The organism is Archangium gephyra (assembly GCF_042230915.1).
In the GTDB taxonomy this organism is placed as follows: domain Bacteria; phylum Myxococcota; class Myxococcia; order Myxococcales; family Myxococcaceae; genus Archangium; species Archangium gephyra_B.
Genome location: NZ_CP102578.1, coordinates 5168526 through 5189305, shown reverse-complemented (window position 1 = coordinate 5189305; position 20780 = coordinate 5168526). Strand labels below are relative to the sequence as shown.

The following is a 20780-nucleotide window of genomic DNA, read 5'->3' as shown; positions in this document are numbered from 1 at the left end:
TAGCCTTCCGCGAAACTTCCGGCGGCCCACCCGGAACGCGGCGGGCGACTGTTGGGGCTCCTCGCATCTTCCTCCAGATGCGCTCCATCATCGCCCCTGGACGGACGGGCTCGAGGTGAGCAAGCCGAAGTGGCGCCGGACACGCTCCGCGGGCTCGCGCAGGCCCGAATCCTCCAGCCGGCCAGCAGCCCACGCGAGTGCCGGCTCCATGCTGGACACGACGACATAGGGCCAGGAGGGCGGGTTGAGGTGGAAGAGGATGTTCAACCCGAGCCGGAAGAAGGGCGCGTTGTTGATGACGAAGGCATTGCCGAGCAGCGTCTCCCGAATGAGCCCGTCATGCCGCGCCGTCCACTCCGCCTGCCTGCGGCGCAGCTCGGCCGAGACCATTCCGACATGGAGCAGATCGGAGACGACCACATGAGGCTCTCCGCGACGGAAGTAGGACGCGGAGGCCTCCAGGTACTCCTCGAACTGCTGACTCGACGCCTCTCCCACGACGCGCAGGAAGAGCAGCGGCCAGAGGGAGTCGTCGAAGGTGCAGAAGCGCGTGGCGGGCATGGTCCACGCGCAGTCTACCCGTGTGCGAAGCTCCCGGCGGCCCCACCGGAACGCGGCGGGCTGCCGGGGCTCCTCGCGGCCGTCTACAACCCGCGCCCAGCCTTCACCATGGCCTCGCCGACGAAGCCGCGGATCTCCTCCACCTTGGCCTCCCAGCTCTCGTGGCGGATGCGCTCGGCGCGCTCGCGGCTGGGGCCGGCGCCCTCGGCGAGGCACTCGTCCACCTTGCGCACGAAGTCCTCGGTGTCCCGCGCCAGCTTGCACAGGCCCACCTTGCGCACCTCGGGGATGTCCGAGGACACCACCGGCACGCCCGCCGCCAGGTACTCGCGCACCTTCAGCGGGTTGGCGTTCAGCGTGAGCTCGTTCACCTTGAAGGGCATGAGCGCCACGTCGAACGCCTTGCAGTAGCCCGGCAGCGCCGCGTACGGCTTGCGGCCCAGCAGGTGGATGTTCTTCTCGGCCTTCAGCACCGCCGGATCCACGTCCGGCGCCACCTTGCCGATCACCACCACCGAGCCCTCCGGGTGCGCCCGCGCCGTCGCGGCGATCGCCTCCAGGTCCACCCAGTCCGCCACCAGCCCGAAGAAGCCGAAGATGGGCTTGGGCAGGTTCGCGATGTCCTCCGGAATCACCGTGGCTGGATCACACGCCTTCACGAAGTGGTTGAAGTCCACGCCGTGGCGCACCAGCACCGTGTTCGGGTTGACGCGCACCTTGTTCTCCCTCAGCCGGTCCGCCGAGGTGATGCACAGGTCCGCCCGCTTCAGCAGCTGCTCCTCCAGCTCGGCGATGTGCTTGCCGTTGGTGTCGCTGAAGGCGGAGAACTCGTCCACGCAGTGGTAGACGACGAACTCCTCGCCCAGCCGCCCGGACACCGGCGCCGAGGCCGGCAGGAACGACCAGGAGATGGGCCGCTTGAAGTGCAGCTGGCGCATGGCCCTCAGCACCTGGGCGCGCAGCAGCTCCCGGTTCGCCGCGCGCACCAGCTCCGAGCCGTAGAAGGGAATCGCCAGCGGGGCGAGCACGAAGAGGTTGGGCTCCACCTCCTGGATGCCCTCGGTGAACTTCGCCAGCTTGTTCCAGATACGCTTCACGTCGTGCGCATTGGCCTTCGGCGCCCGGTTGCCGATGCTGTTCACCCAGAGGACGCGGTTGTCCCGGGACAGAATCCGCATGATGTGGACCTTGGACAGCGGGTCTCCATCCCAGTCGTTGGAGAAAACCACCAGATCCCTGCCACGAAGCGCCCGGCGGGCAATCTCCAGCTCTTCACTGCGCCGCATGTGTCTCGCCTCCTCCCAGAATCGTCGGTTGCACCAGATCTCCGTAAAGCTTCAGCAGCACCGGCCCGGCATCCGGGGACACCGTCCGTCCAGGCCCCTGCTCGAGCGCGTGGTGCACCCGCTCGGCCAGGTCCATCGCGTTGCCCGCCCGGAAGGTGTACGTCCCCCGCGGCCGGCCGCAGACGTCGCTCGCCACGCACGGCACCCCGAGCGTCAGCGCCTCGCGCACGGAGATGGCATCCCCGTCGTGCGTGGTGGGCCGGATGAAGGCATCGCAGCGCGCCATCAGCGCCAGCGCCTGCGGGTGCTCCAGCTCACCCATGTCCTCGATGAGCCCCTCCACCTGATACTCCCGGGCATCGCGCAGGAACTCCTCCGAGCGCGTCCCCGGCCCGAAGACGGCGAGCCCCACGCCGGGCAGCTCGTCCGCGATCATCCGCAGCGCGCGGAACATCAGCCCGCGGCCGTAGACGGGGGACGGATGGTGCGCCATCGCCAGCAGGGGCCGACGGCGGTGGCGCGCCTCCTGGATGGCCTCGGTCACCCTCCCCGGCTTCACCTGCGAGCCGCAGAAGGCCGGGTACACCACCAGCTTGTCCTCGGGCACACCGCAGCGCGCGAGCGCCTCGCCCACCGCCTCGGACACGGCCACCACGCGCGAGTAGCCGGCCAGGGCCACGCGCGCGAAGGCCCGCCTCGACACGGACGCGGCCAGGTAGTCCGGCAGCAGCCCCGAGTGCAGCGTGATGACGCGCGGTGCACGCGCCCTCACGCCCGCGGTGGCCGCGAGCATCCAGGACTTCGGGTTGTTGCCGCTGGTGTGGACGTGCACGGTCCACCCCTCGCGCAGGAAGCCCGCCAGCCGCTTGCCATATTGGGTGGGGGTCCGCACGGGGATGACGTCCGGCGCTGGCCGTCCCCCCTTGCCGATGTCCAGCACCACCGTCTCCACCCCGCGCTCGCGCAGGTACCCGTGCAACTGCTGGACGTGCACGGCCACGCCACCATGCGGCGGCGGATAGTCTCCGACGAGGAGCACTCTCATGCCCTGCCTCCTGGACTCGTCTACTGCGCGGCGGACGACGCTTGCGGGGGCTCGGACTCGACCGGCTTGGGGCGCGTGACTGGCGGGCGCAGCCCCATCTCGCGCTCATAGGCGGCGAGCGGATCCGCGTCCCTGCGGATCTCCCGCGCCGGGATGCCACCCACCACCGCGCCGGGGGCCACGTCCTTCACCACCACGGCGTTGGCGCCGATCACCGCGAAGTCACCAATCTGCACGTTGCCGAGGATCTTCGCGCCCGCCCCAATGCGCACATAGTCGCCAATGACCGGCAGATCCTTCAGGCCCGAACGTCCACCAATCGTCACCTGGTGGGAGATGAGGCAGTGACGGCCAATCCTGGCGTCCTTGTGGATGACGATGCCCATGCCGCCGTAGCCCAACTGCGTACCCTCGCCGATCTCCGCCTCGGCGGGGATGTACGAGCCATGCAGATAGTGGATGGCCTTGCGCAGCACGGCTGGCAACACGGGAATGCCCCGCAGGTACAGCTTGCGTCCCAGCCGATACATCGACATCGCATCAATGCCCATCACGCCTCTCCCCTGGTTGTACGGAGCCCCAAACTAGGTACCAGCCCTCCAGGGCGGGAGCCCCCCGACTTCCCCTCCGTCCATCTCCCACCTATGCGGGAGTTGGATGACGAAAGCTCACCCCGCGCGGCGGGAGCGCAGGCCGGCGAGCACGCTCAGCGGCCTCACACCCGTAGCGTAGAGAACCCCCACATACCCCATGGCGAAGAGCAGGCCGGCGAGCGCGAGCGGCAGCGCCCTCCAGACGAAGCCCTCGGGCAGGCCGCTCCAGGTGTGCACCATGCCGGCGCGCAGCAGGAAGACGCCCACCGCGGCGGCCACGGCCGCGAGCGACGCCTTGCCCAGCTCGCGCCAGGGGATCACGTCCCGGATGCGCAGGGCCCGCTCGGGCGTGGACAGCGCCGCCGGCACCCGCACCAGCAGCGAGAACTTGCCCACCACCTCGGCCAGGGCCCAGGAGACGACACCGCCCATCATCCCGAAGCGCTTCACGCCCACCCAGACGAGCGGCACCGTCACCGCCGCCTTCAGCAGGTAGGAGAGGAAGATGGCACGCGTGTGCCCGCGGGCGCGCAGCACCCCGTCCATGGGCAGCACGGCGAGCACCACGCCCAGCACGCTCACCCGGAAGATGGGCACCGCCGGGAGGAACTTCGCGCCGAAGAGGGCGCCGATGAACTCGGGCGCCGCGGCGAAGAGGAACGCGGCGAAGGGCAGGAAGACGAAGGCCAGCTTGCCCGCGGCCTCGCGGAAGGCCACCACGCCCTCCTCCAGGCGCCCCTGCTTGTCCAACTCGCCCAGGCGCACCATGAGGACCTCGCTGGTGGGCGTGTAGAGCAGATCCACCACGGGTAGCTGGAAGCACCCGACGCGGTAGAGGGCGTAGACGGCCGGGGCCACCGAGCCCGCGACCATGTAGAGGTGGGCGTTCTGCTGGGGAATGGCGAGCGCCATGGCCGCCCCGAACGGGAGGGCGTAGACGAACTGCTGACGCCACAGCTCCGCGCGCGCCAGCGGTCCGGTGGTCCCCCGCGGCACCACCACCCAGGTGGCCACGAAGCGCACGAGGGCGAAGCCGGCCACCGCCAGCATCATCCCGCGCAGGCCGAAGCCCAGCAAACACGGCACCACCATGGCCGCCGCGCGCACCGCGTCCGACACCAGGTACACGAGCGCCGAGTGCTTCGTCCGGCCCTGGCTGGTGAGGGAGATCTCCAGCGGGAAGGAGCCGAGCAGCAGGGCCGTGTAGGCCGAGAGTGTCGCGCGGTGCTCGAGCAGCGCCGGGTTGTCGAAGTGCCGCGCCACGGGGCCCATCAGCCCGAAGACGAGCGCCGCGGCCACCAGGCCCGCGCCGGACATATAGAGGAGCGTCTGGCCCAGCCAGGGCCGCTTCTCCTCGGCGCGGGGCACGAAGAAGTAGAGGCTCTGCACCACCCCGAAGGGCAGCACGTAGTAGAGCGTCGTGGCGATCAGGAAGAGCTGGTAGTAGGTGCCGTACTCCTCCAGGCTCAGCACCCGCGCGAGGACGAGCGGGATGGACAGCGTCAGCCCGGCGGTGAACAACCGGGCGAGCACCAAGGGCCCCGCCTTCCCCAGGAACGAGGAGGCGGGGGCAGCCGCGGGGACCTGCTTTCCGCTCACCAGGACACCCCACCGCTCGGAGCGTTCTGCAGGCGCCGGCCCAGGACGGGGGCGCGCATGCCCAGCGTGCTGAAGCAGTCGTCGAGCTGGCACACGGTGAGCGTGCGCGAGTACCCGCCCGTCAGGCCCACGCTGAAGTTCTCCCAGAGCACCTTGCGCTTGAGGGTGAACGGGTCGCCCCCCATGAGGTTGGGCATGTCCTCGGTGGTGACGGCCGAGCGGAACCCGTGGCGCTTGAGCACGCAGATGACGTCGTCCGAGTACCACCCGTTGCAGTAGGCGAAGTCGCGCACGGTGATGCCGGCCTCGCGCTCGATGATGGCCTTGGACTCGCGCACCTCGCGATCCACCACGTCGAGGGGCTCGTGCGTGAGCACCACGTGCCCCAGCGTGTGCGCGCCGAAGTCGTAGCCGTCCTTCACCATCCGCCGCACCTCGTCCCAGTCCATCAGGTCTCCCTGCTCGGGGAGCGAGTCCGGGCCGGTGCCCAGCCGCTCCTCCAGGGCCTGGATGGTCTCCACCAGCGTGGAGGTGGGGTAGTGGCCGATGAAGTCGTCGAGCGCCGCGGACAGCCGCTTGCGGCCGGAGAGCACGTGGTCCAACAGCTCCGCGGTGGGCGCGGGCAGCACGTCGAACATCGGCTTGTAGCCCCGGGCCTGCGCCAGCCGCACCAGGTGGAAGAGCCGGTCATGGTTGAAGCGCCCGGGAGTGCCGATGAGGGCCGCCGGCAGGTAGGTGATGGCCGGCACGCCCATCTCCTTCAACACCGGGTAGCCATACCGGTACACGTCGCGGTAGCCGTCGTCGAAGGAAACGACGCACAGGTCCTTGCGCGCCACACGGCGCCCGGCCATCACGTCCAGCGCGTCCCCCAGCGACGCGAACTCGTAGCCCGCCGCGGACAGCCCCTCCAGGTGATTGCGGAACGTCTCCTGGGAGATGAGCAGGCCCGGAATGGAGCGCTGTAGCTCGCCGGTGAAGTCCTCCACCACCCGGTGGTAGCTGACGATCAGGATGCGGCGCCCCCCGGACTGGTACCGCCTGTAGGCCGCGAGCGCCTTACGCAAGCCGCTGTGATGCAGCACTCCCGCTGCCGCGGATTTCATCGCCCGTCGCACCATTCCCCGCGTGTCCATCACTGCTTCCCTCCCCCAGATGATCCCGTCGCCCGTACCCCGTGCCCGCACCGTGTGCACGCGCAGTGCCATCCGCCCAGCGGGGGGCTCCAGGAAGGCCGAGCCCCTGTTGACGGTAAGTCCGTTCCCATCCGCTACGTCCATGGGCCAGGAGCGGTGCAACCCGGGCGTCAACGGGCGGAAAGATCTGCCGTTCCGCCCCGGACAGGGCCCCGCGGCCCCTCGTCACGCCTGGCTGCTCGCCCTCCATGTCCCTGCAAAAAGGGACAGCGGATCGAAAAAACTTCCCTCCCCGCCGTTCCCCTGGATTTCCCTCCCAGGGGTCCGCAGGGGACTCCCACCCGGGGGCACCAGCCCGCCCGAGGGCGGCGCCAGGATGTCCGGGTCTCGTCCTGGGGCCCCGCTCCCAGCCTCCTGGGCAGCCAGACGGGCCTGCTTTCACTGGAGTGTGGGGAAGTTTCCAGTTACGAACGCTTCCGCCGATGGACGCTCCCCCCGCGCCTCCCCCCGCGCTCGCCCTTCATGACGTCAGCAAGCGGTATGGACGCCGCTGGGCCCTCGCGCGCCTCAGCTACACGCTCCCCCAGGGCCGCTCCCTGCTGCTCACGGGACACAACGGCTCGGGGAAGACGACGCTGCTGCGGCTGGTGGCCACCGCGCTCTCCCCCACCCACGGCCGGGTCGAGGTGCGCGGCAACGACTGCGTGGCCCTGCGCGACACGGTGCGCCGCGAGGTGGCGCTCCTGTCGCACGCCAGCTTCCTCTATGAGGACCTGACGGCCCACCAGAACCTGGTGGTGCTGGCGCGGCTGCTCGGCATGGACGCTCCGGCGGACGTGGCCGGGGAGCTGCTCGTGAAGGTGGGCCTCACGAAGCGCTCGGACAGCCCGGTGCGCCAGTTCTCCGCGGGCATGCGCAAGCGCCTGGCCATCGCCCGGCTGCTGATGAAGGCCCCCGCGGTGGCGCTGCTGGACGAGCCCTTTGGCGAGCTGGACCCGGGCGGCATCCAGGCCATGGAGAAGATCATCCGCGAGCTGAAGGACTCCGGGGTCACCGTGGTGTTGGCCACCCACCTCGTCGAGCAGGGCCAGGCCCTGTGCGAGGAGCGCCTGCACCTGCAGGAAGGCCGGGCGGTGGCGGCATGAGGGGCGCGCGACCCATCTCCCTGCTCAAGACGGTGGGGGTGCTGCTGGCCAAGGATCTGCTGATCGAATGGCGGACCCGGGCGCGGCTCAACGCGCTCATCTTCTTCGCGCTGGCCACGCTGCTGCTCTTCTCCTTCGCGGTGGGGCCGGACAGCAAGGTGCTGGCACGCAACGCGGGCGGCTACCTGTGGCTGGCGCTGCTGTTCTCCAGCGTGCTGGCGCTGGGCGAGTCCTTCCGGGTGGAGCAGGAGAACCTCACCCTGGACGGGCTGCGGCTGGCCCCGGCGGACGCCCGCGCCATCTTCCTGTCCAAGGCCCTGGGCAACGCCCTGCTGCTGATGCTGCTGGGCGCCATCCTCATTCCGGTGATGGTGGCCCTCTACGCGGTGAACGTGGCCATGGGGATGGGCTCGTTCGCCGCCACCGTGACGCTTGGCTGCATGGCCATCAGCGCGCCGGGCACGGTGTATTCGGCCATCGCCAGCAACGCCCGGGCAAGAGACGTGCTGCTCCCGCTGTTGCTGTTCCCGCTCATCATTCCCGCGCTGCTCGCCGCCGCGAAGGCGACATCGCTCGTATTGCAGGGCGACCCGATGAATCAGTTGGGCTCATGGTACGGGCTCCTCATCGGTTTCAATCTGATTTATTGGGGGCTGGGCTTCCTTCTGTTCCCCCGCGTCATCGAGGATTAGAGGTCAATGAGCGATCTCCTGAAGACAGTGCTGCAGGTGCTCTCGACGGTGGCGGCGCTGACGTCGGTGGGACTGGGCGTCTGGCTGGGCGTGAAGTGGGCGCCGCCGCGCTCGCGCGTCAACGCGCGTCCGGTGCTGGTGGGCATGGCGGTGGCGGGGCTGGGGCTGCTCGCGCTGGGCAACTGGATGGGCCTGGTGTGGACGCCGTCCGAGCGGGAGATGGGCGACGTCTACCGCATCATCTACGTGCACGTGCCGGCCATGTGGATGGCGATGCTGGCGCTGGTGGTGAACTTCTCCTGCTGCGTGGGCTACCTGCTGAAGTCGAGCTGGAAGACGGACGCGCTGGCGGAGGCCACGGCCGAGGTGGGGCTGCTCTTCGGCACCTACGGCCTGGTGCTGGGCTCCATCTGGGGCAAGCCCACCTGGGGCACGTACTGGGATTGGGATCCGCGGCTCACCGCCATGGCCATCATGCTGGTGACGTACGTGGCCTACATGGCCCTGCGCCGCTTCGTGGAGGACCCGGAGAAGCGCGCGGTGTGGAGCTCCGTGGTGGGCATCATCTCCTTCGTGAACCTGCCCATCGTCTGGTTCTCCGTGAAGTGGTGGCGGAGCCTGCACCAGGTGCAGTCCACCCCGAAGACGGTGGATCCGGACATGACGCTGGCGCTGCGCGTCAACGCCTGGGCGAGCCTCATCCTGCTCACCCTCTTCCTGCTGCACCGCTACCGCATCGCCCTCGCCACGCGTGAGGCGGAGGTGGCCATGCCCGAGGCGCTCCCCACGGACGTGCCCGGCTCGCGAGACAACCGCGCTTCGGAGGTCGCCTGATGTCCACGGCACTGTACATGTCCACGCTGCTCGCCCAGGTGGGCTCGGGCCGCATCCAGGGTGGCTGGGAGTACATCTGGGCCGCCTACGCCATCGCCTGGGCGTCGCTGTCGCTGTACGCCCTGTCCCTCTGGCTGCGCCGTCCCGGGCACGCCACCAACGACTCGAAGGAGTGAGCCATGACGCAGCAGACGCGTAACCGTCTCATCGCCGTGGTGTCCCTGCTGGTGGCCGGCGCGGGCCTGTCCCTGGTGGCCTTTGGCAACATCGGGGAGAACCTCGTCTATTACTGGAGGCCCTCGGAGATGATGGCCCAGGGCGAGAAGGCCTACGGCCCCACCATCCGCCTGGGCGGGCAGGTGCAGCCGGGCAGCATCCAGTGGAACGAGCAGCACACCACCCTGCACTTCCGCGTGATGGACAGCGAGGAGCCCGGCGCGGCCAACGTGCTGGTGCGCACCACGGAGGTGCCGCCGCAGATGTTCCGCGAGCGCATCGGCGTGGTGGTGGAGGGCACCTATGACGCCTCCCAGGTCTTCCAGGGCAGCCGCCTCATGGTGAACCACTCCAACGAGTACCGCGCACCCAAGACGGATGACGACGTGAAGAAGATGTTCGAGGACATGCAGAAGCAGGAAGCCACCACGGCCGCGGCGAGGACGCCTTGAACAGCACGCTCGGATACGGGCTGGTGCTCGCCGGGCTCGCCTTCGCGAGCTTCGGGGCGCTGGTGGGCCTGGTGGGCGGGATGCGCCGCGACGACGCGGCCTTCCCCTGGGTGATGCGCTGCGTGTGGGGCTTCTTCCTCTGCATGCTCGGCGCCAACGGGGTGATGGAGTACGCACTCCTCACCAACGACTTCAGCGTGGCCTACGTGGCGCAGGTGGGCAGCCGCGCCACGCCGACGATCTTCAAGATCGTCTCGCTGTGGAGCGCGCTCGAGGGCTCCATCCTCTTCTGGGGCATCATCATGGGCACGTACGTGCTCGCCTTCGCGCTGGTGCACCGCAAGGAGCACGCGCGCTACATGTCCCTGGCGCTGGGCACCATGCTGGCCGTGGGCGTCTTCTTCACCTTCCTGATCGCCGGGCCGGCCAACCCGTTCCACTCGGTGTCGCCGGTGCCCCTGGACGGGCCGGGGCCCAACGCGCTGCTGCAGAACCACTACCTGATGATCATCCACCCGCCCATGCTGTACCTGGGCTACGTGGGCATGACGGTGCCCTTCGGCATCGCCGTGGCCGCGCTGCTGCGCGGTGAGATGGGTGATGCGTGGATGGCGCCGCTGCGCCGCTGGACGCTGGTGGCGTGGCTGTTCCTGTCGGTGGGCATCATCCTCGGCTCGTGGTGGGCGTACGCGGTGCTCGGCTGGGGCGGCTACTGGGCGTGGGATCCGGTGGAGAACGCGTCCTTCCTGCCGTGGCTGACGTCCACCGCCTTCATGCACTCCACGCTGGTGCACGAGCGCAAGAAGATGCTCAAGCTGTGGACGCTGAGCCTGGTGCTGGGCAGCTTCGTGCTGACCATCCTCGGCACGTTCATGACCCGCAGCGGCATCTTCAACTCGGTGCACAGCTTCACGCAGTCGGACATCGGCCCCACGTTCCTCGTGTTCATCGGCGTGCTGATGTTCGTGTGCATCGCGCTGCTGTCCACGCGCGGGCACCTGCTGGTGGCCGAGAGCGACATCAAGTCGATGGTGTCGCGCGAGACGACCATCCTGGTGAACAACCTGGTGTTCGTGGCCATCACCTTCACGGTGCTGCTGGGGACGCTCTACCCGCTCATCTCCGAGGCCGTGCGCGGCATCCGGGTGAGCGTGGGCGAGCCGTACTTCAACAAGATGGCGGTGCCCGGCGGGGTGATGGTGCTCTTCCTGATGGGCGTGGGCCCGATGCTGCCGTGGGGCAGCTCGGATCCGAAGCTGGTGCGCGAGCGCTTCTGGATTCCGGCGGCGGTGGGCGTGGCGATCGTGGGCGCGTGCCTCCTGGCCGGCCTGCGGGGCTTCTACCCGCTGCTGACGTTCGGGCTGGCGGGCTTCGTCACCGTCATCACCCTGCGCGAGCTGGCGCTGCCGGTGAAGGTGCGGATGAGCGAGAAGGGCGAGGGCTTCGTCACGGCGCTGCTGGGCAGCGCGACGAAGGCGCGGCGGCGCTTCGGCGGCTACATCGTGCACCTGGGGATCGTGATGATCTTCGTGTCGGTGGCGGCCTCCTCCGCGTTCGTCACGCACACCTCGGGCACGGTGCGCATCGGTGAGTCGCTGAAGATCGGCGGCTACCAGGTGAAGTACCTGGGGCTCGCCAGCGGCCAGGAGCCGCACCGCACCTACGTGGCCACCAAGGTGCAGGTGACGGCGCCCAACGGGGACGTCAGCGAGATGGCGCCTCGGATGAACTACTACGAGCGCATGACGGACCCGGTGGGAACGCCGGCGGTGCGCGAGACGGCGAAGGAAGACCTGTACCTGTCGCTGATGGCCTTCTCCGAGGACCGGGGCACGGCGAGCTTCAACGCGTGGATCTTCCCGCTGGTGGGGTGGATCTGGTGGAGCATTCCCCTGCTGGTGCTGGGCACGCTGATCGCGGTGTGGCCGGCGCGGCGGGCGCGGGTGACGGCCGATGCGAAGACGCCGGCGGCCGGCTCCCCGCCCGAGCCGGACGTGGAGATGAATCCGGGAGGTGCGGCATGAACTGGCGCGTCACGCTGAGCTTCGTGGTGCTGTGCCTGGGGCTGCTGGGGGTGCTGGCCAAGGGCTTCGGCAGCAACCCGCGCGAGGTGCCCTTCATGTTGAAGGGCCAGGCGGCACCGCCCTTCACGCTGCGGGCGCTGGACAGCGGGATGCGGGTGACCTCGGAGCAGCTCAAGGGCCGGCCCATGGTCATCAACTTCTGGGCCTCGTGGTGCGGGCCCTGCCGGATGGAGCACCGGGTGCTGGAGTGGGGCGCGAGGGAGTTCGGCGCCCAGGCCCAGTTCCTGGGCGTGGTCTTCGAGGACACCGAGGACAACGCGAAGCAGTTCCTGTCGGAGATGGGCGCGAGCTTCCCGCAGCTGATCGATCAGAACTCCGGGGTGGCGGTGGCGTACGGGGTGGCCGGGGTGCCGGAGACGTACTTCATCGACTCGAACGGCATCATCCTGGGCAAGCACGTGGGCCCGATCGATCCGGAAACGCTCGCGAAGTGGATCCAGACGCTGGTGGCGAGCGCCCCCACGGCGAAGCAGTAACCCCTCCCCTGGAGGCCGTATCCCCATGCACTGCAAGGAATGCGGAGAGGGCGCCAGGGACGAGACCCTGCGCTATTGCGAGAACTGTGGGGCGAAGATGCCCCCGCCGCCGCCCCCCGGAGCGATCCGCCGGACCACGACGGGCGTGGGCGCTGTGACGTCGGGGCGCACGCGGAGCACGGCGGCGGCGCGAGCCATTCCCGCCCCCGCGAGCGACGAGGCCGAGGACACGGATCCAGGCCTGCACTCCCCCAAGGCGCCGCCGTACGAGGGGCCGGCGTGGCTGGCGCACGTGCCGGGCCACTCGCCGAGCGTGGTGGGCGTGGGGCTGCTGGCCCTGGCGCTGGTGCTCTTCATCTTCGGGAGCGTGGGCTCCTTCTGGTCGCTGGTGGTGGTGGTGGGCGGGTGGGTGGTGACGGCGCGCGAGATGCGCGAGGCCGGCCAGAAGCACGCGCTGGTGGACTGGGTCCCGGACACGCTGCTGCACCCGGCGGTGCCGGCGCTGTTCGCGGTGGTGGTGGCGGCGCTGGCGCTCCGGATGCTGGGCATCGGCCTTACGTCCATGCTGTGGCTGGGAGGCGCGGTGCTGCTGGGGGTCGACCAGTACCGCAAGGTGTACGCGGGACCGGACGGGTGGAGTCGGCTCTTCGAGCTCCGGGCGCTGCTGCGGGGGACGGCCCCGGTGGCGCTCGCGGGCGTGGCGCTGTGCCTGCTGTCGCTGTTCCTCACCTGGGTGCCCGTGGGCACCACGCGGAGCGCGGGTCCGGTGCCGATGGCGCCGCCCGAGCTGCACGTGGTGGATGCGCCGACCCCCTCGGACGACTTCGTCTACAGCCTCATCGGGGAGAGCGAGGACAAGGGGTGGGACCAGACCTTCTCGGTGGGCATGGAGCTGCTGCTGCTGGGGGTGCTGGGGTTGATGGCGCTGCGCCCGGAGGTGCCGAGGCCGGACTGGCTGCGCCTGGCGCCCATCGGGGTGGTGGTGCTGGGCCTCGTGTGGACGCTGGTGCAGGGCGGACTGCTGCTGGGGCCGGTGCTGTTCCTCGTGGGGCTGGCGGCCATGGGCTTCGCCGCGGTGTACGGAGCCTTCACCCGAGAGGCGTGAGCCCCTCGGGTGACAGCCCCGCCTCAGTGCGTCTGGTCCTCCTTCTTCGGAGCCGGGCAGGTCTTCTCGCAGGACGCCTCGGCGGCGCGGAACTTCTCCGCGCAGCGGTTCATGCACTTGCCGGCGGCCTCACGCGCCGTCGGATTGATGGGCTCGGGGCAGCTCCGGGCACACGACTCCACCTCGGCGTTGGCCTTCGACACGCAGGTGCCCCGGCAGTCCGTCGAGGGCTTCTTCTGCGCCGCCACCGGCAGCGCCAGCATCAGCCCGCCCACCATCGCCACGGCCCACCACGAAGCCTTCATCGCTCGATTCATGGCTCGCACTTCCTCCTGGAGAAACGGTTCGCGGACAGAGGATAGGAGGCTGAGCCACCACAGGGAAGCCGCTGCGTTAGAGTGCCGCGCATGGCCTCCATCCATTTCCTCGGCGCCGCGGGTACCGTCACGGGTTCCAGGTTCCTCCTCGAACACCAGGGCAAGCGGGTGCTCATCGATTGCGGACTGTTCCAGGGCCGCAAGGAGCTGCGCCAGCGCAATTGGCGCGCCCTGCCCGTGCCGCCCCGGAGCATCGACGCCATCGTCCTCACGCACGCCCACATCGACCACACGGGCGGCCTGCCCCGCGTGGTGCGCGACGGCTTCCACGGGCCCGTCTACTGCACCTCCGGCACGCGCGATCTGTCCGCGCTGCTGCTCCCGGACTCGGCGCACCTCCAGGAGGAAGAGGCCCGCTACGCCAACAAGGAGGGCTTCTCCAAGCACCACCCCGCCCTGCCCCTCTACACGGTGGAGGACGCCGAGCGCGCGCTGAAGCTCTTCGAGACGTTCGGCTATGAGCGCCCCCGGGAGATCCTCCCCGGCATCACCCTTACCTTCTACCGGGCGGGCCACATCCTCGGCTCGGCCGTGTGTGTGTTCCACCTGGAGCGCACGAATCAGCGCGTGGTGTTCACCGGGGACCTGGGCCGCTACCACGCCCCCATCCTGAGGGATCCGCAGACGGTGCGCTCGGCCACCACGCTGGTGGTGGAGAGTACCTACGGCAACCGCGAGCACGGGGACACGCAGCCCGTGGACGCGCTGTGCGAGGCCGTGTTGGACGCCTGCCAGCGCAAGGGCATGGTCGTCATCCCCGCCTTCTCGGTGGGCCGGACGCAGGAGCTGCTCTACCACCTGCGCAACCTGGAGGCGGAGAAGCGCATCCCCGAGCTGGATGTCTTCGTGGACTCGCCCATGGCGTGCGACGCCACGCCCATCTACCTGAAGCACGCGGAGGAGCACGACCTGGACATGGCCGCCATCGTGAAGCGGGGCGAGTCCCCGCTGGCCACGAAGCGTACGCGCTTCGTCACCTCGCCGCAGGAGAGCAGGGAGATCAACCAGGTCGAGGGCCCGGGCATCATCATCTCCGCCTCGGGCATGGCGACCGGGGGGCGCATCCTGCACCACCTGAAGTACCGGCTGCCGGATCCGCGCAACACGGTGCTCTTCGTGGGCTACCAGTCCGAGGGCTCGCGCGGCCGGCGCATGCTGGACGGCGAGAAGGAGGTCAAGATCCACGGGCAGATGGTGCGGGTGGAGGCGAAAATCCGCACGGTGAGCGGCTTCTCGGCGCACGCGGACTGGACGGAGACGCTGCGCTGGATGGACGGCTTCGAGGCGCCGCCGCGCCAGACGCTGCTCGTGCACGGCGAGCCCGCGGCGCTCCAGGCGCTCAAGGAGAAGGTGGAGGCGCGCGGCTGGCCGGCCTACATCCCCCAGCACCTGGAGAAGGTGGAGCTGGCGGAGTAGCCAGCGGACGCGAGCGAGCTCGACGACAATCGAGGAGCACTCCGTGAGCAAACAAAACATACCAACAGTGCTCCGAATGGCGCTCTGGCGTGCTAACGGATTCAAGTGCTGGTATTGCGATCAGCTTATTGATTATTTCGATCTTCAAGTTGACCACATTATTGCCGAAACCACCCCCGCGAAGCGGGTTGAAGAACTTATTACTAAATTAGGCTTACCAAGCAACTTCACCCTTAACTCCACGTTGAATCTCGTACCAGCGCACCACAGATGCAACAGGAAGAAATCAGACATCGAACTGCCGGAACAGTCACTAAGACATTACTTCGACCTGTGGCGCACCAAACAACCAGCAGTACAAAAAGAGCGCGAGCGCCTGGAGAAACAAACTGCCAACGGCAAGCTGCTCTCTTTGCTGGCCAGCCGCATCGCAACAGGCCAGCTCATGCTTGGCGAAGTACTCAATGCTATTCAATCATCCAAACCACCGCACACCAAATCATCATCTTCCGAACCCCTGGTCGTATGCTTCAGCATCAATGTAATGGAACTGCTCGAATCCAACACACTCCCCAATGACGCACCCAACGAGTATCCGCCCCTCTGCGACTGGCTTGAAAAAAATCTATCTGACAAGGTTCGCACTGAAATAACCAGCCCCTGCGTACAAACTGAGCCATCTGGGAGAAACGGCGAAACGCTCTCAGTGCGAATGGCCTTTTGGAATCTTGACGTAACTGCCCTTGAGAAGGCATCCCTTGGGGATTGGCAAGTGCTTGAGGTAATGCCGTTTTCAGAAATCTACGAGGACGGATGGGACGAACTTTTTTCGCGCGCAACTGTTCAAGCATACCACACCATCATGCAACGCGATGCAGATCGCTGTCCTCGTTGTGGTGGTAAAGGTGTGTCTGTGAGGGAACTTACGGACTACGAACACGACGAGGCCTATTACATATACGAATGCAAAGAGTGCGGGTGGTATGACTGGACTCAATAGCCTGAATTTGGCTAATTCGAAACCCAGAATTGAAAAAGACTTTGATTCACAAATTCGTGTCTAGCTGGAAGCCCTCCCGAGCAAGGACAGCGTCGCGATTCCGTCTCTAAGACGTGTTCTCAGCGTTGCCCAACGTGGAACCGGGCCATGAGCTCGCGCACACGGTCCAGCGGGAGCGGCTCGGATGTGAAGCCCTGCCCCGTCACCGCGGTGGCGGTGAACAGGGAGTTGTAGATGGCCTCCTCGGTGGCCTCGATGACGGCCTGGAAGAGCGGCGACAGGTCATCGTTCGGCAGCTCCGCGCCCCCGTCCCGCCGGGTGGAGAAGGCGATCACGTAGTCACCCGAGCCGTTGGCGGCGTTGGAGCCCGTGCGCGCGAGCCCCATCAACGCCCGGGAGGCCAGCCGCTGGAGGTTGCGGTGGAGCAGCGGCGCGTCGGTGGCGACGATGATGACGATGGAGCCATCCCCCCGCTCCTCCGCCACGTCCTTCTGGAAGGCGTAGCGCCCCAGCTCGATGCCGACGGGCACGCCGAGCACCTGCAGCACCCCGCCGAAGTTGCTCTGCACCAGCACGCCCACCGAGTGCCCGCCCAGCGACGCGGGGAGCACCCGGGACGCGGTGCCGATGCCCGCCTTCCAGCCGAAGGCCATGGTGCCCGTGCCCGCGCCCACCGAGCCCTCCGGTACCGGGCCTCCGCTCGCGGAGTCGAGCGCCTGGCGGACATGGGCCGCGGTGATGCGGCGCGAGCGGATGTCGTTGAGCCGGCCGTCGTTGGTCTCGCCCACCACGGGGTTGAGCGAGCGCACCTTGCCCATGCGGGGCTGCGCCAACATCCAGTCCACCAGCGCGTCCGCCACGCGCCACACGCTGAGCGTGCTGGTGAGCAGGATGGGCGTCTCCAGCTCGCCCAGCTCGTTCACCTGCGTCGAGCCGATCAGCTTGCCGAAGCCATTGCCGGTGACGATCGCCGCGGGCACGCGCTCGTGGAAGAGGTTGCCGGCGTGCGGACGGATCGCCGTCACACCGGTGCGCACGGAGTCACCCTCCAGGAGGGTGGTGTGCCCCACGAGCACGCCCGCCACGTCCGTCAGGGCATTGTGGGCACCGGGACGGAAGATGCCCGGCGCGATGCCGAGCTCGCGGGCCCGGGCAGGGGCATGAGCGGAGGACGTCATGCTCCGAGCATAGACGCGGGCACGAAAGCCCCGCACCATGAGTCCACCATGCGCGCCTTCTTCATCCGCCGTTACGGAGGACCCGAGGTCCTCGAGCAGGGAGAGCTGCCCTCCCCTCCCCTGGGCCCTCGCGACGTCCGCATCGCCGTACACGCGGCGAGCCTCAACCCGGTGGACTGGAAGGTCCGTGAGGGCAAGGCCCGCATCCTCCTGCCGTACCGTTTCCCGCTCGTGCTCGGCAACGACTGCGCCGGCGAGGTGATGGAGGTGGGCGCGGAGGTGAAGTCCTTCAAGCCGGGCGACGCGGTGTGGACGCGCCTGGACAAGGATCGCCCCGGCGCCTTCGCCGAGGAGGTGGTGGCGCCCGAGGCCGTCGTGGCCCCCAAGCCGCCCCGGCTGTCCTACGAGGAGGCCGCGTCCCTGCCCCTGGTGGGCCTCACCGCGTGGCAGGCGCTGGTGGAGGTGGGAAAGCTCTCCGCCGGGCAGAAGGTGCTGGTGCACGCGGGCGCGGGAGGCGTGGGCTCGGTGGCGGTGCAGCTCGCCCGGCACCTCGGGGCCCGGGTGGTGGCCACCGCGAGCGGGAAGAACGCGGAGCTGGTGAAGGGCTTCGGGGCCGACGAGGTGGTGGACTACCGCACCCAGCGCTTCGAGGATGTGGTGCGGGACGCGGACGTGGTGTTCGACACGGTGGGCGCGGACACGCAGTTGCGCAGCTTCCGGAGCGCGCGCAAGGGAGGCATCGTCGTCTCCATCACGGACCGGCCGGACATGGCCCTGGCCCGCTCCTGGGGCGTGTCCCCGGTGCTCTGGCCCGTGTTCGCCCTGGTGGGTGCCCGGGCGACGCTCGCCGCCTGGCGCCACGGCGTGCGCTACACCTACCTCTTCATGAACCCGAGTGGCGAGCAACTGCGCCAGCTCGGGGCCCTGGTGGAGGCGGGCAAGCTCCGCCCCCACGTGGACAGGGTGTTCCCCTTCGACCAGACGCGCGAGGCCTTCGCCCATGCCGAGTCGGGCCAGGCGCGCGGCAAGGTGGTGGTGCGGGTGCGCGGCTGACTCAGTAGCTGTTCCAGGCGCCCTGGAAGGACGGGCCCTGCGGGCCGCTCGTGGCGTCCAACTCGCCCACCTCGCCCCAGCGGCCGCCGTACTTGATGAAGTTCTGGCCGTTGCGGGGCGCGCCCTTCTCGCCCACGTTCACCCAGTTGGTCCACGTCTGCCACACCGGGCCGCCTTCGTAGCTGTGGTCATCGAAGCCCGACACCTCGGTGGGGTACGTGCCCGCGGTGGGGTAGCTCGCGTGCGAGCCATCCGCCGAGTAGACGATGGGGTGCGTCCCGTTCCACTTGAGCTGCGAGGCGGTGTAGCGCGTGCCACCGCTGTGCGCCGCGTACCAGGCCGACTGGAAGTTGCCGGCCGAGTCGGTGGTCACGGTGATGTGCTCCCAGTCCGCCTCGTGGTTCACGGACGCGTAGGAGTCGTTGTACGGGTAGAAGAACCAGTACTGGATGTCGTAGCCGCCCGCGACGAGCGCGCTCTTCTTCGAGTGCACGTACACCTTCCACGCGGTGGACGCGGCCCCGTTGTGCACGGCGTCGTCTGGCGGCTGGAGGAAGAACTCCTTGTGCGACGTGTTCGAGGAATAGACGGTGCTGCTGTGGCCGCAGAACAGGCCGCTCTTCGTCGCATGCGACTGCGTGGAGAGGTTGCTCTGGGTGGGCGTGGCGAGCGCGAGCACCTGGCAGTCCGAGCACCCCGAGTGGTCGAAGCGCATGTGGACGCGGGCCAGGTACCAGTCCACGTTGGCCGGCCGCGTCCAGTCGATGGTGCTCGGGGCCAGCCGCACCTCGGGCGCGAACTTCGCCGCGAGCTGGTCCTCGAAGGCATCGTCGATGCCGTCCAGGTCCACGTCGGTGATGAGCGCGTCCGTGCGCTCGCCCAGCGTGGCCTCCTCCTCAACGAGGGGGCCGCACGAGGCGAGCGTCAGGGTGGAGAGCAGCAACAACCGTCCGGTTCGCATGGGGGAGTCTCCTGACCGCCGGGGTTCATCCCCGGCTCGGGGCTCCCATATTCACGCAAAACGGGAAAATAGGGAAAGGCTCACTCCTCCTCGCCGTCGCCGAGCAACTGGGCGATGCCGGTGCCGGTGGCGGTGCCCTCGGAGAGGCGGCGGACGCTGGAGAGGTGGTGCAGGAGCAGGCCGCGGTTGTCGCCGACGGCGAGGTTCTGCATCTCCAGGGCGCCGATGCGGTCCTCCGGGGTGAAGGCGCTGGCGACCTTCTCCATGGAGAGCTTGTCGGGATCGTAGGCCATGTGCTCGGCCTGGGTGTCGAGCAGGGTGTAGTCGTCGCCGCGGCGCAGCTCCAGGGTGACGCTGCCGGTGATGCTGGGAGCCACCCACCGGGTAAGCGAGTCCTTGAGCATGAGGGCCTCGGGATCGAACCACTTGCCCTCGTAGAGGAAGCGGCCGAGGCGGCGGCCCAGGCTGAAGTAGAGGTCCGTGGTGGACTCGTTGTGGATGGCGGAGAGCAGGCGCTCGTAGACGATGTGGAGCAGCGCCATGCCGGGAGCCTCGTAGATGCCGCGGCTCTTGGCGTCGATGACGCGGTTCTCCAGCTGATCGCTCATGCCCAGGCCGTGGCGCCCGCCAATGCGGTTGCACTCCAGGAAGAGCTCGAAGAGCGAGGGGAAGCGCTTGCCGTTGAGGGAGACGGGGAGGCCCTGGGCGAACTCCACGGTGACGCGCTCGGGGCGGACGTCCACCTCGGGGCGCCAGTGGGCCACACCCATGATGGGCTCCACGATGTTCATGCCCTTGTTGAGGTGCTCCAGGTCCTTGGCCTCGTGCGTGGCGCCGAGCACGTTGGCGTCGGTGGAGTAGGCCTTCTCGGTGCCCATCTTGTAGGGCATGCCGATGGAGACGAGGAACTCGCTCATCTCCTTGCGGCCGCCGAAGGCGTTGACGAACTCCGGGTCCAACCAGGGCTTGTAGATGCGCAGCTCCGGGTTGACGAGGATGCCGTAGCGGTAGAAGCGCTGGATGTCGTTGCCCTTGTGCGTGCTGCCATCACCGAAGACGTTCACCGAGTCCTCGCGCATGGCGCGGACGATGGCGGTGGTGGTGACGGCGCGGCCCAGGGGCGTGGTGTTGAAGTACTTCTTGCCACCGACGGACAGGTGGAAGGCGCCGCACTGGATGGCGACGAGGCCCTCGCGCACCATGGCCTCGCGGCAGTCCACGAGCCGGGCCTGTTTCGCGCCGTGCGTCATGGCGACGGGCGGGATGTCGGCGGGGTTCTTCTCGTCGGGCTGGGCGAGGTCGGCGGTGTAGGCGTACACCTCGAGACCCTTGCGGGACATCCACGCCACGGCGGCGCGGGTGTCGAGACCACCCGAGAAGGCGAGACCAATCCGGGTACCAGCGGGGGGGAGCGAACGATAGATGCGGCTCATGGCGCGGTGCGTGGTAACACGGAACCGCACGCGCGTCCCACAGCAACTTTCGGAGTGTCGGACACCCTCCCGCCCCGGCGAATGGAAGGTGCTCCGGCAACCCGGCTTCGGGTAGTGTCGGCGCGGCGAAATCTTCGA

At 68.5% G+C, this 20780-nt stretch carries 21 protein-coding genes; 11 read left to right on the top strand and 10 right to left on the bottom strand.

Features of this window, described 5'->3' with window-relative positions:
- Positions 1-87: 87 nt before the first annotated feature.
- The 6 genes from NR798_RS20290 to NR798_RS20265 form a co-directional block, all read right to left on the bottom strand.
- Positions 88-561 carry a hypothetical protein gene (locus NR798_RS20290; RefSeq protein ID WP_375773140.1) on the bottom strand — a complete coding sequence of 158 codons (474 nt, stop codon included), beginning with the start codon at positions 559-561 and terminating at the stop codon, positions 88-90.
- A gap of 83 nt (positions 562-644) precedes the next feature.
- The gene (gene exoP / locus NR798_RS20285) at positions 645-1847 is read right to left on the bottom strand and encodes a spore coat polysaccharide biosynthesis glycosyltransferase ExoP (protein ID WP_375773139.1); all 1203 of its coding nucleotides are present in this window, start codon (positions 1845-1847) and stop codon (positions 645-647) included.
- The gene (locus NR798_RS20280; protein ID WP_375773138.1) at positions 1834-2892 is read right to left on the bottom strand and encodes a glycosyltransferase family 4 protein; all 1059 of its coding nucleotides are present in this window, start codon (positions 2890-2892) and stop codon (positions 1834-1836) included. The genes exoP and NR798_RS20280 overlap by 14 nt, the downstream gene beginning before the upstream one ends.
- Positions 2893-2912: 20 nt before the next feature.
- Positions 2913-3443 carry a serine O-acetyltransferase gene (locus tag NR798_RS20275; protein ID WP_375773137.1) on the bottom strand — a complete coding sequence of 177 codons (531 nt, stop codon included), beginning with the start codon at positions 3441-3443 and terminating at the stop codon, positions 2913-2915.
- A gap of 117 nt (positions 3444-3560) precedes the next feature.
- Positions 3561-5084 carry a lipopolysaccharide biosynthesis protein gene (locus tag NR798_RS20270; RefSeq protein ID WP_375773136.1) on the bottom strand — a complete coding sequence of 508 codons (1524 nt, stop codon included), beginning with the start codon at positions 5082-5084 and terminating at the stop codon, positions 3561-3563.
- The gene (locus tag NR798_RS20265) at positions 5081-6190 is read right to left on the bottom strand and encodes a polysaccharide deacetylase family protein (RefSeq protein WP_375773135.1); all 1110 of its coding nucleotides are present in this window, start codon (positions 6188-6190) and stop codon (positions 5081-5083) included. The genes NR798_RS20270 and NR798_RS20265 overlap by 4 nt, the downstream gene beginning before the upstream one ends.
- 512 nt (positions 6191-6702) lie before the next feature.
- Between NR798_RS20265 and ccmA the strand changes: the two genes are divergently transcribed.
- From ccmA to NR798_RS20225, 8 genes are all read left to right on the top strand, one after another.
- On the top strand, positions 6703-7365 hold the full coding sequence (gene ccmA, locus NR798_RS20260; RefSeq protein ID WP_375773134.1) for a heme ABC exporter ATP-binding protein CcmA: 663 nt from the start codon (positions 6703-6705) through the stop codon (positions 7363-7365).
- Positions 7362-8057 (top strand): heme exporter protein CcmB, encoded by a 696-nt coding sequence (locus NR798_RS20255; protein ID WP_375773133.1) that lies wholly within the window; start codon positions 7362-7364, stop codon positions 8055-8057. Before ccmA ends, NR798_RS20255 begins: the two co-directional genes overlap by 4 nt.
- Before the next feature lie 144 nt (positions 8058-8201).
- Positions 8202-8891, top strand: a complete 690-nt coding sequence (gene ccsA / locus NR798_RS20250) for a cytochrome c biogenesis protein CcsA (protein ID WP_375773795.1) — start codon at positions 8202-8204, stop codon at positions 8889-8891.
- Positions 8891-9067 carry a hypothetical protein gene (locus NR798_RS20245; RefSeq protein ID WP_375773132.1) on the top strand — a complete coding sequence of 59 codons (177 nt, stop codon included), beginning with the start codon at positions 8891-8893 and terminating at the stop codon, positions 9065-9067. Before ccsA ends, NR798_RS20245 begins: the two co-directional genes overlap by 1 nt.
- A gap of 3 nt (positions 9068-9070) precedes the next feature.
- Entirely contained in the window at positions 9071-9559 is a 489-nt protein-coding gene (locus NR798_RS20240; protein WP_375773131.1) for a cytochrome c maturation protein CcmE, read from the top strand.
- Positions 9556-11583 carry a heme lyase CcmF/NrfE family subunit gene (locus tag NR798_RS20235; RefSeq protein WP_375773130.1) on the top strand — a complete coding sequence of 676 codons (2028 nt, stop codon included), beginning with the start codon at positions 9556-9558 and terminating at the stop codon, positions 11581-11583. The genes NR798_RS20240 and NR798_RS20235 overlap by 4 nt, the downstream gene beginning before the upstream one ends.
- Positions 11580-12119: a TlpA family protein disulfide reductase gene (locus tag NR798_RS20230; protein WP_375773129.1), complete on the top strand. Its 540-nt coding sequence runs from the start codon at positions 11580-11582 to the stop codon at positions 12117-12119. Before NR798_RS20235 ends, NR798_RS20230 begins: the two co-directional genes overlap by 4 nt.
- Before the next feature lie 25 nt (positions 12120-12144).
- Positions 12145-13224 (top strand): hypothetical protein, encoded by a 1080-nt coding sequence (locus tag NR798_RS20225; RefSeq protein WP_375773128.1) that lies wholly within the window; start codon positions 12145-12147, stop codon positions 13222-13224.
- A gap of 23 nt (positions 13225-13247) precedes the next feature.
- Here the strand turns inward: NR798_RS20225 and NR798_RS20220 are convergent, their stop codons facing one another.
- A complete protein-coding gene (locus NR798_RS20220; protein ID WP_375773127.1) occupies positions 13248-13541 on the bottom strand; it encodes a hypothetical protein in 294 nt (97 codons plus the stop codon).
- A gap of 90 nt (positions 13542-13631) precedes the next feature.
- Between NR798_RS20220 and NR798_RS20215 the strand changes: the two genes are divergently transcribed.
- Both NR798_RS20215 and NR798_RS20210 read left to right on the top strand, forming a co-directional pair.
- A complete protein-coding gene (locus tag NR798_RS20215) occupies positions 13632-15017 on the top strand; it encodes an MBL fold metallo-hydrolase (RefSeq protein WP_375773126.1) in 1386 nt (461 codons plus the stop codon).
- 43 nt (positions 15018-15060) lie between these two features.
- Positions 15061-16017 carry a hypothetical protein gene (locus tag NR798_RS20210; RefSeq protein ID WP_375773125.1) on the top strand — a complete coding sequence of 319 codons (957 nt, stop codon included), beginning with the start codon at positions 15061-15063 and terminating at the stop codon, positions 16015-16017.
- 119 nt (positions 16018-16136) lie between these two features.
- Here NR798_RS20210 and NR798_RS20205 read toward each other — a convergent pair whose 3' ends face one another.
- The gene (locus NR798_RS20205; protein WP_375773124.1) at positions 16137-17195 is read right to left on the bottom strand and encodes a P1 family peptidase; all 1059 of its coding nucleotides are present in this window, start codon (positions 17193-17195) and stop codon (positions 16137-16139) included.
- A 48-nt stretch (positions 17196-17243) separates the two neighbouring features.
- Between NR798_RS20205 and NR798_RS20200 the strand changes: the two genes are divergently transcribed.
- The gene (locus NR798_RS20200; protein ID WP_375773123.1) at positions 17244-18248 is read left to right on the top strand and encodes an NADP-dependent oxidoreductase; all 1005 of its coding nucleotides are present in this window, start codon (positions 17244-17246) and stop codon (positions 18246-18248) included.
- A gap of 1 nt (position 18249) precedes the next feature.
- Here NR798_RS20200 and NR798_RS20195 read toward each other — a convergent pair whose 3' ends face one another.
- Positions 18250-19209: a Vps62-related protein gene (locus NR798_RS20195; protein WP_375773122.1), complete on the bottom strand. Its 960-nt coding sequence runs from the start codon at positions 19207-19209 to the stop codon at positions 18250-18252.
- Positions 19210-19289: 80 nt separating this feature from the next.
- Positions 19290-20642, bottom strand: coding sequence for an argininosuccinate synthase (gene argG, locus NR798_RS20190; RefSeq protein WP_375773121.1), 1353 nt, complete (start codon positions 20640-20642; stop codon positions 19290-19292).
- Positions 20643-20780: the final 138 nt, after the last annotated feature.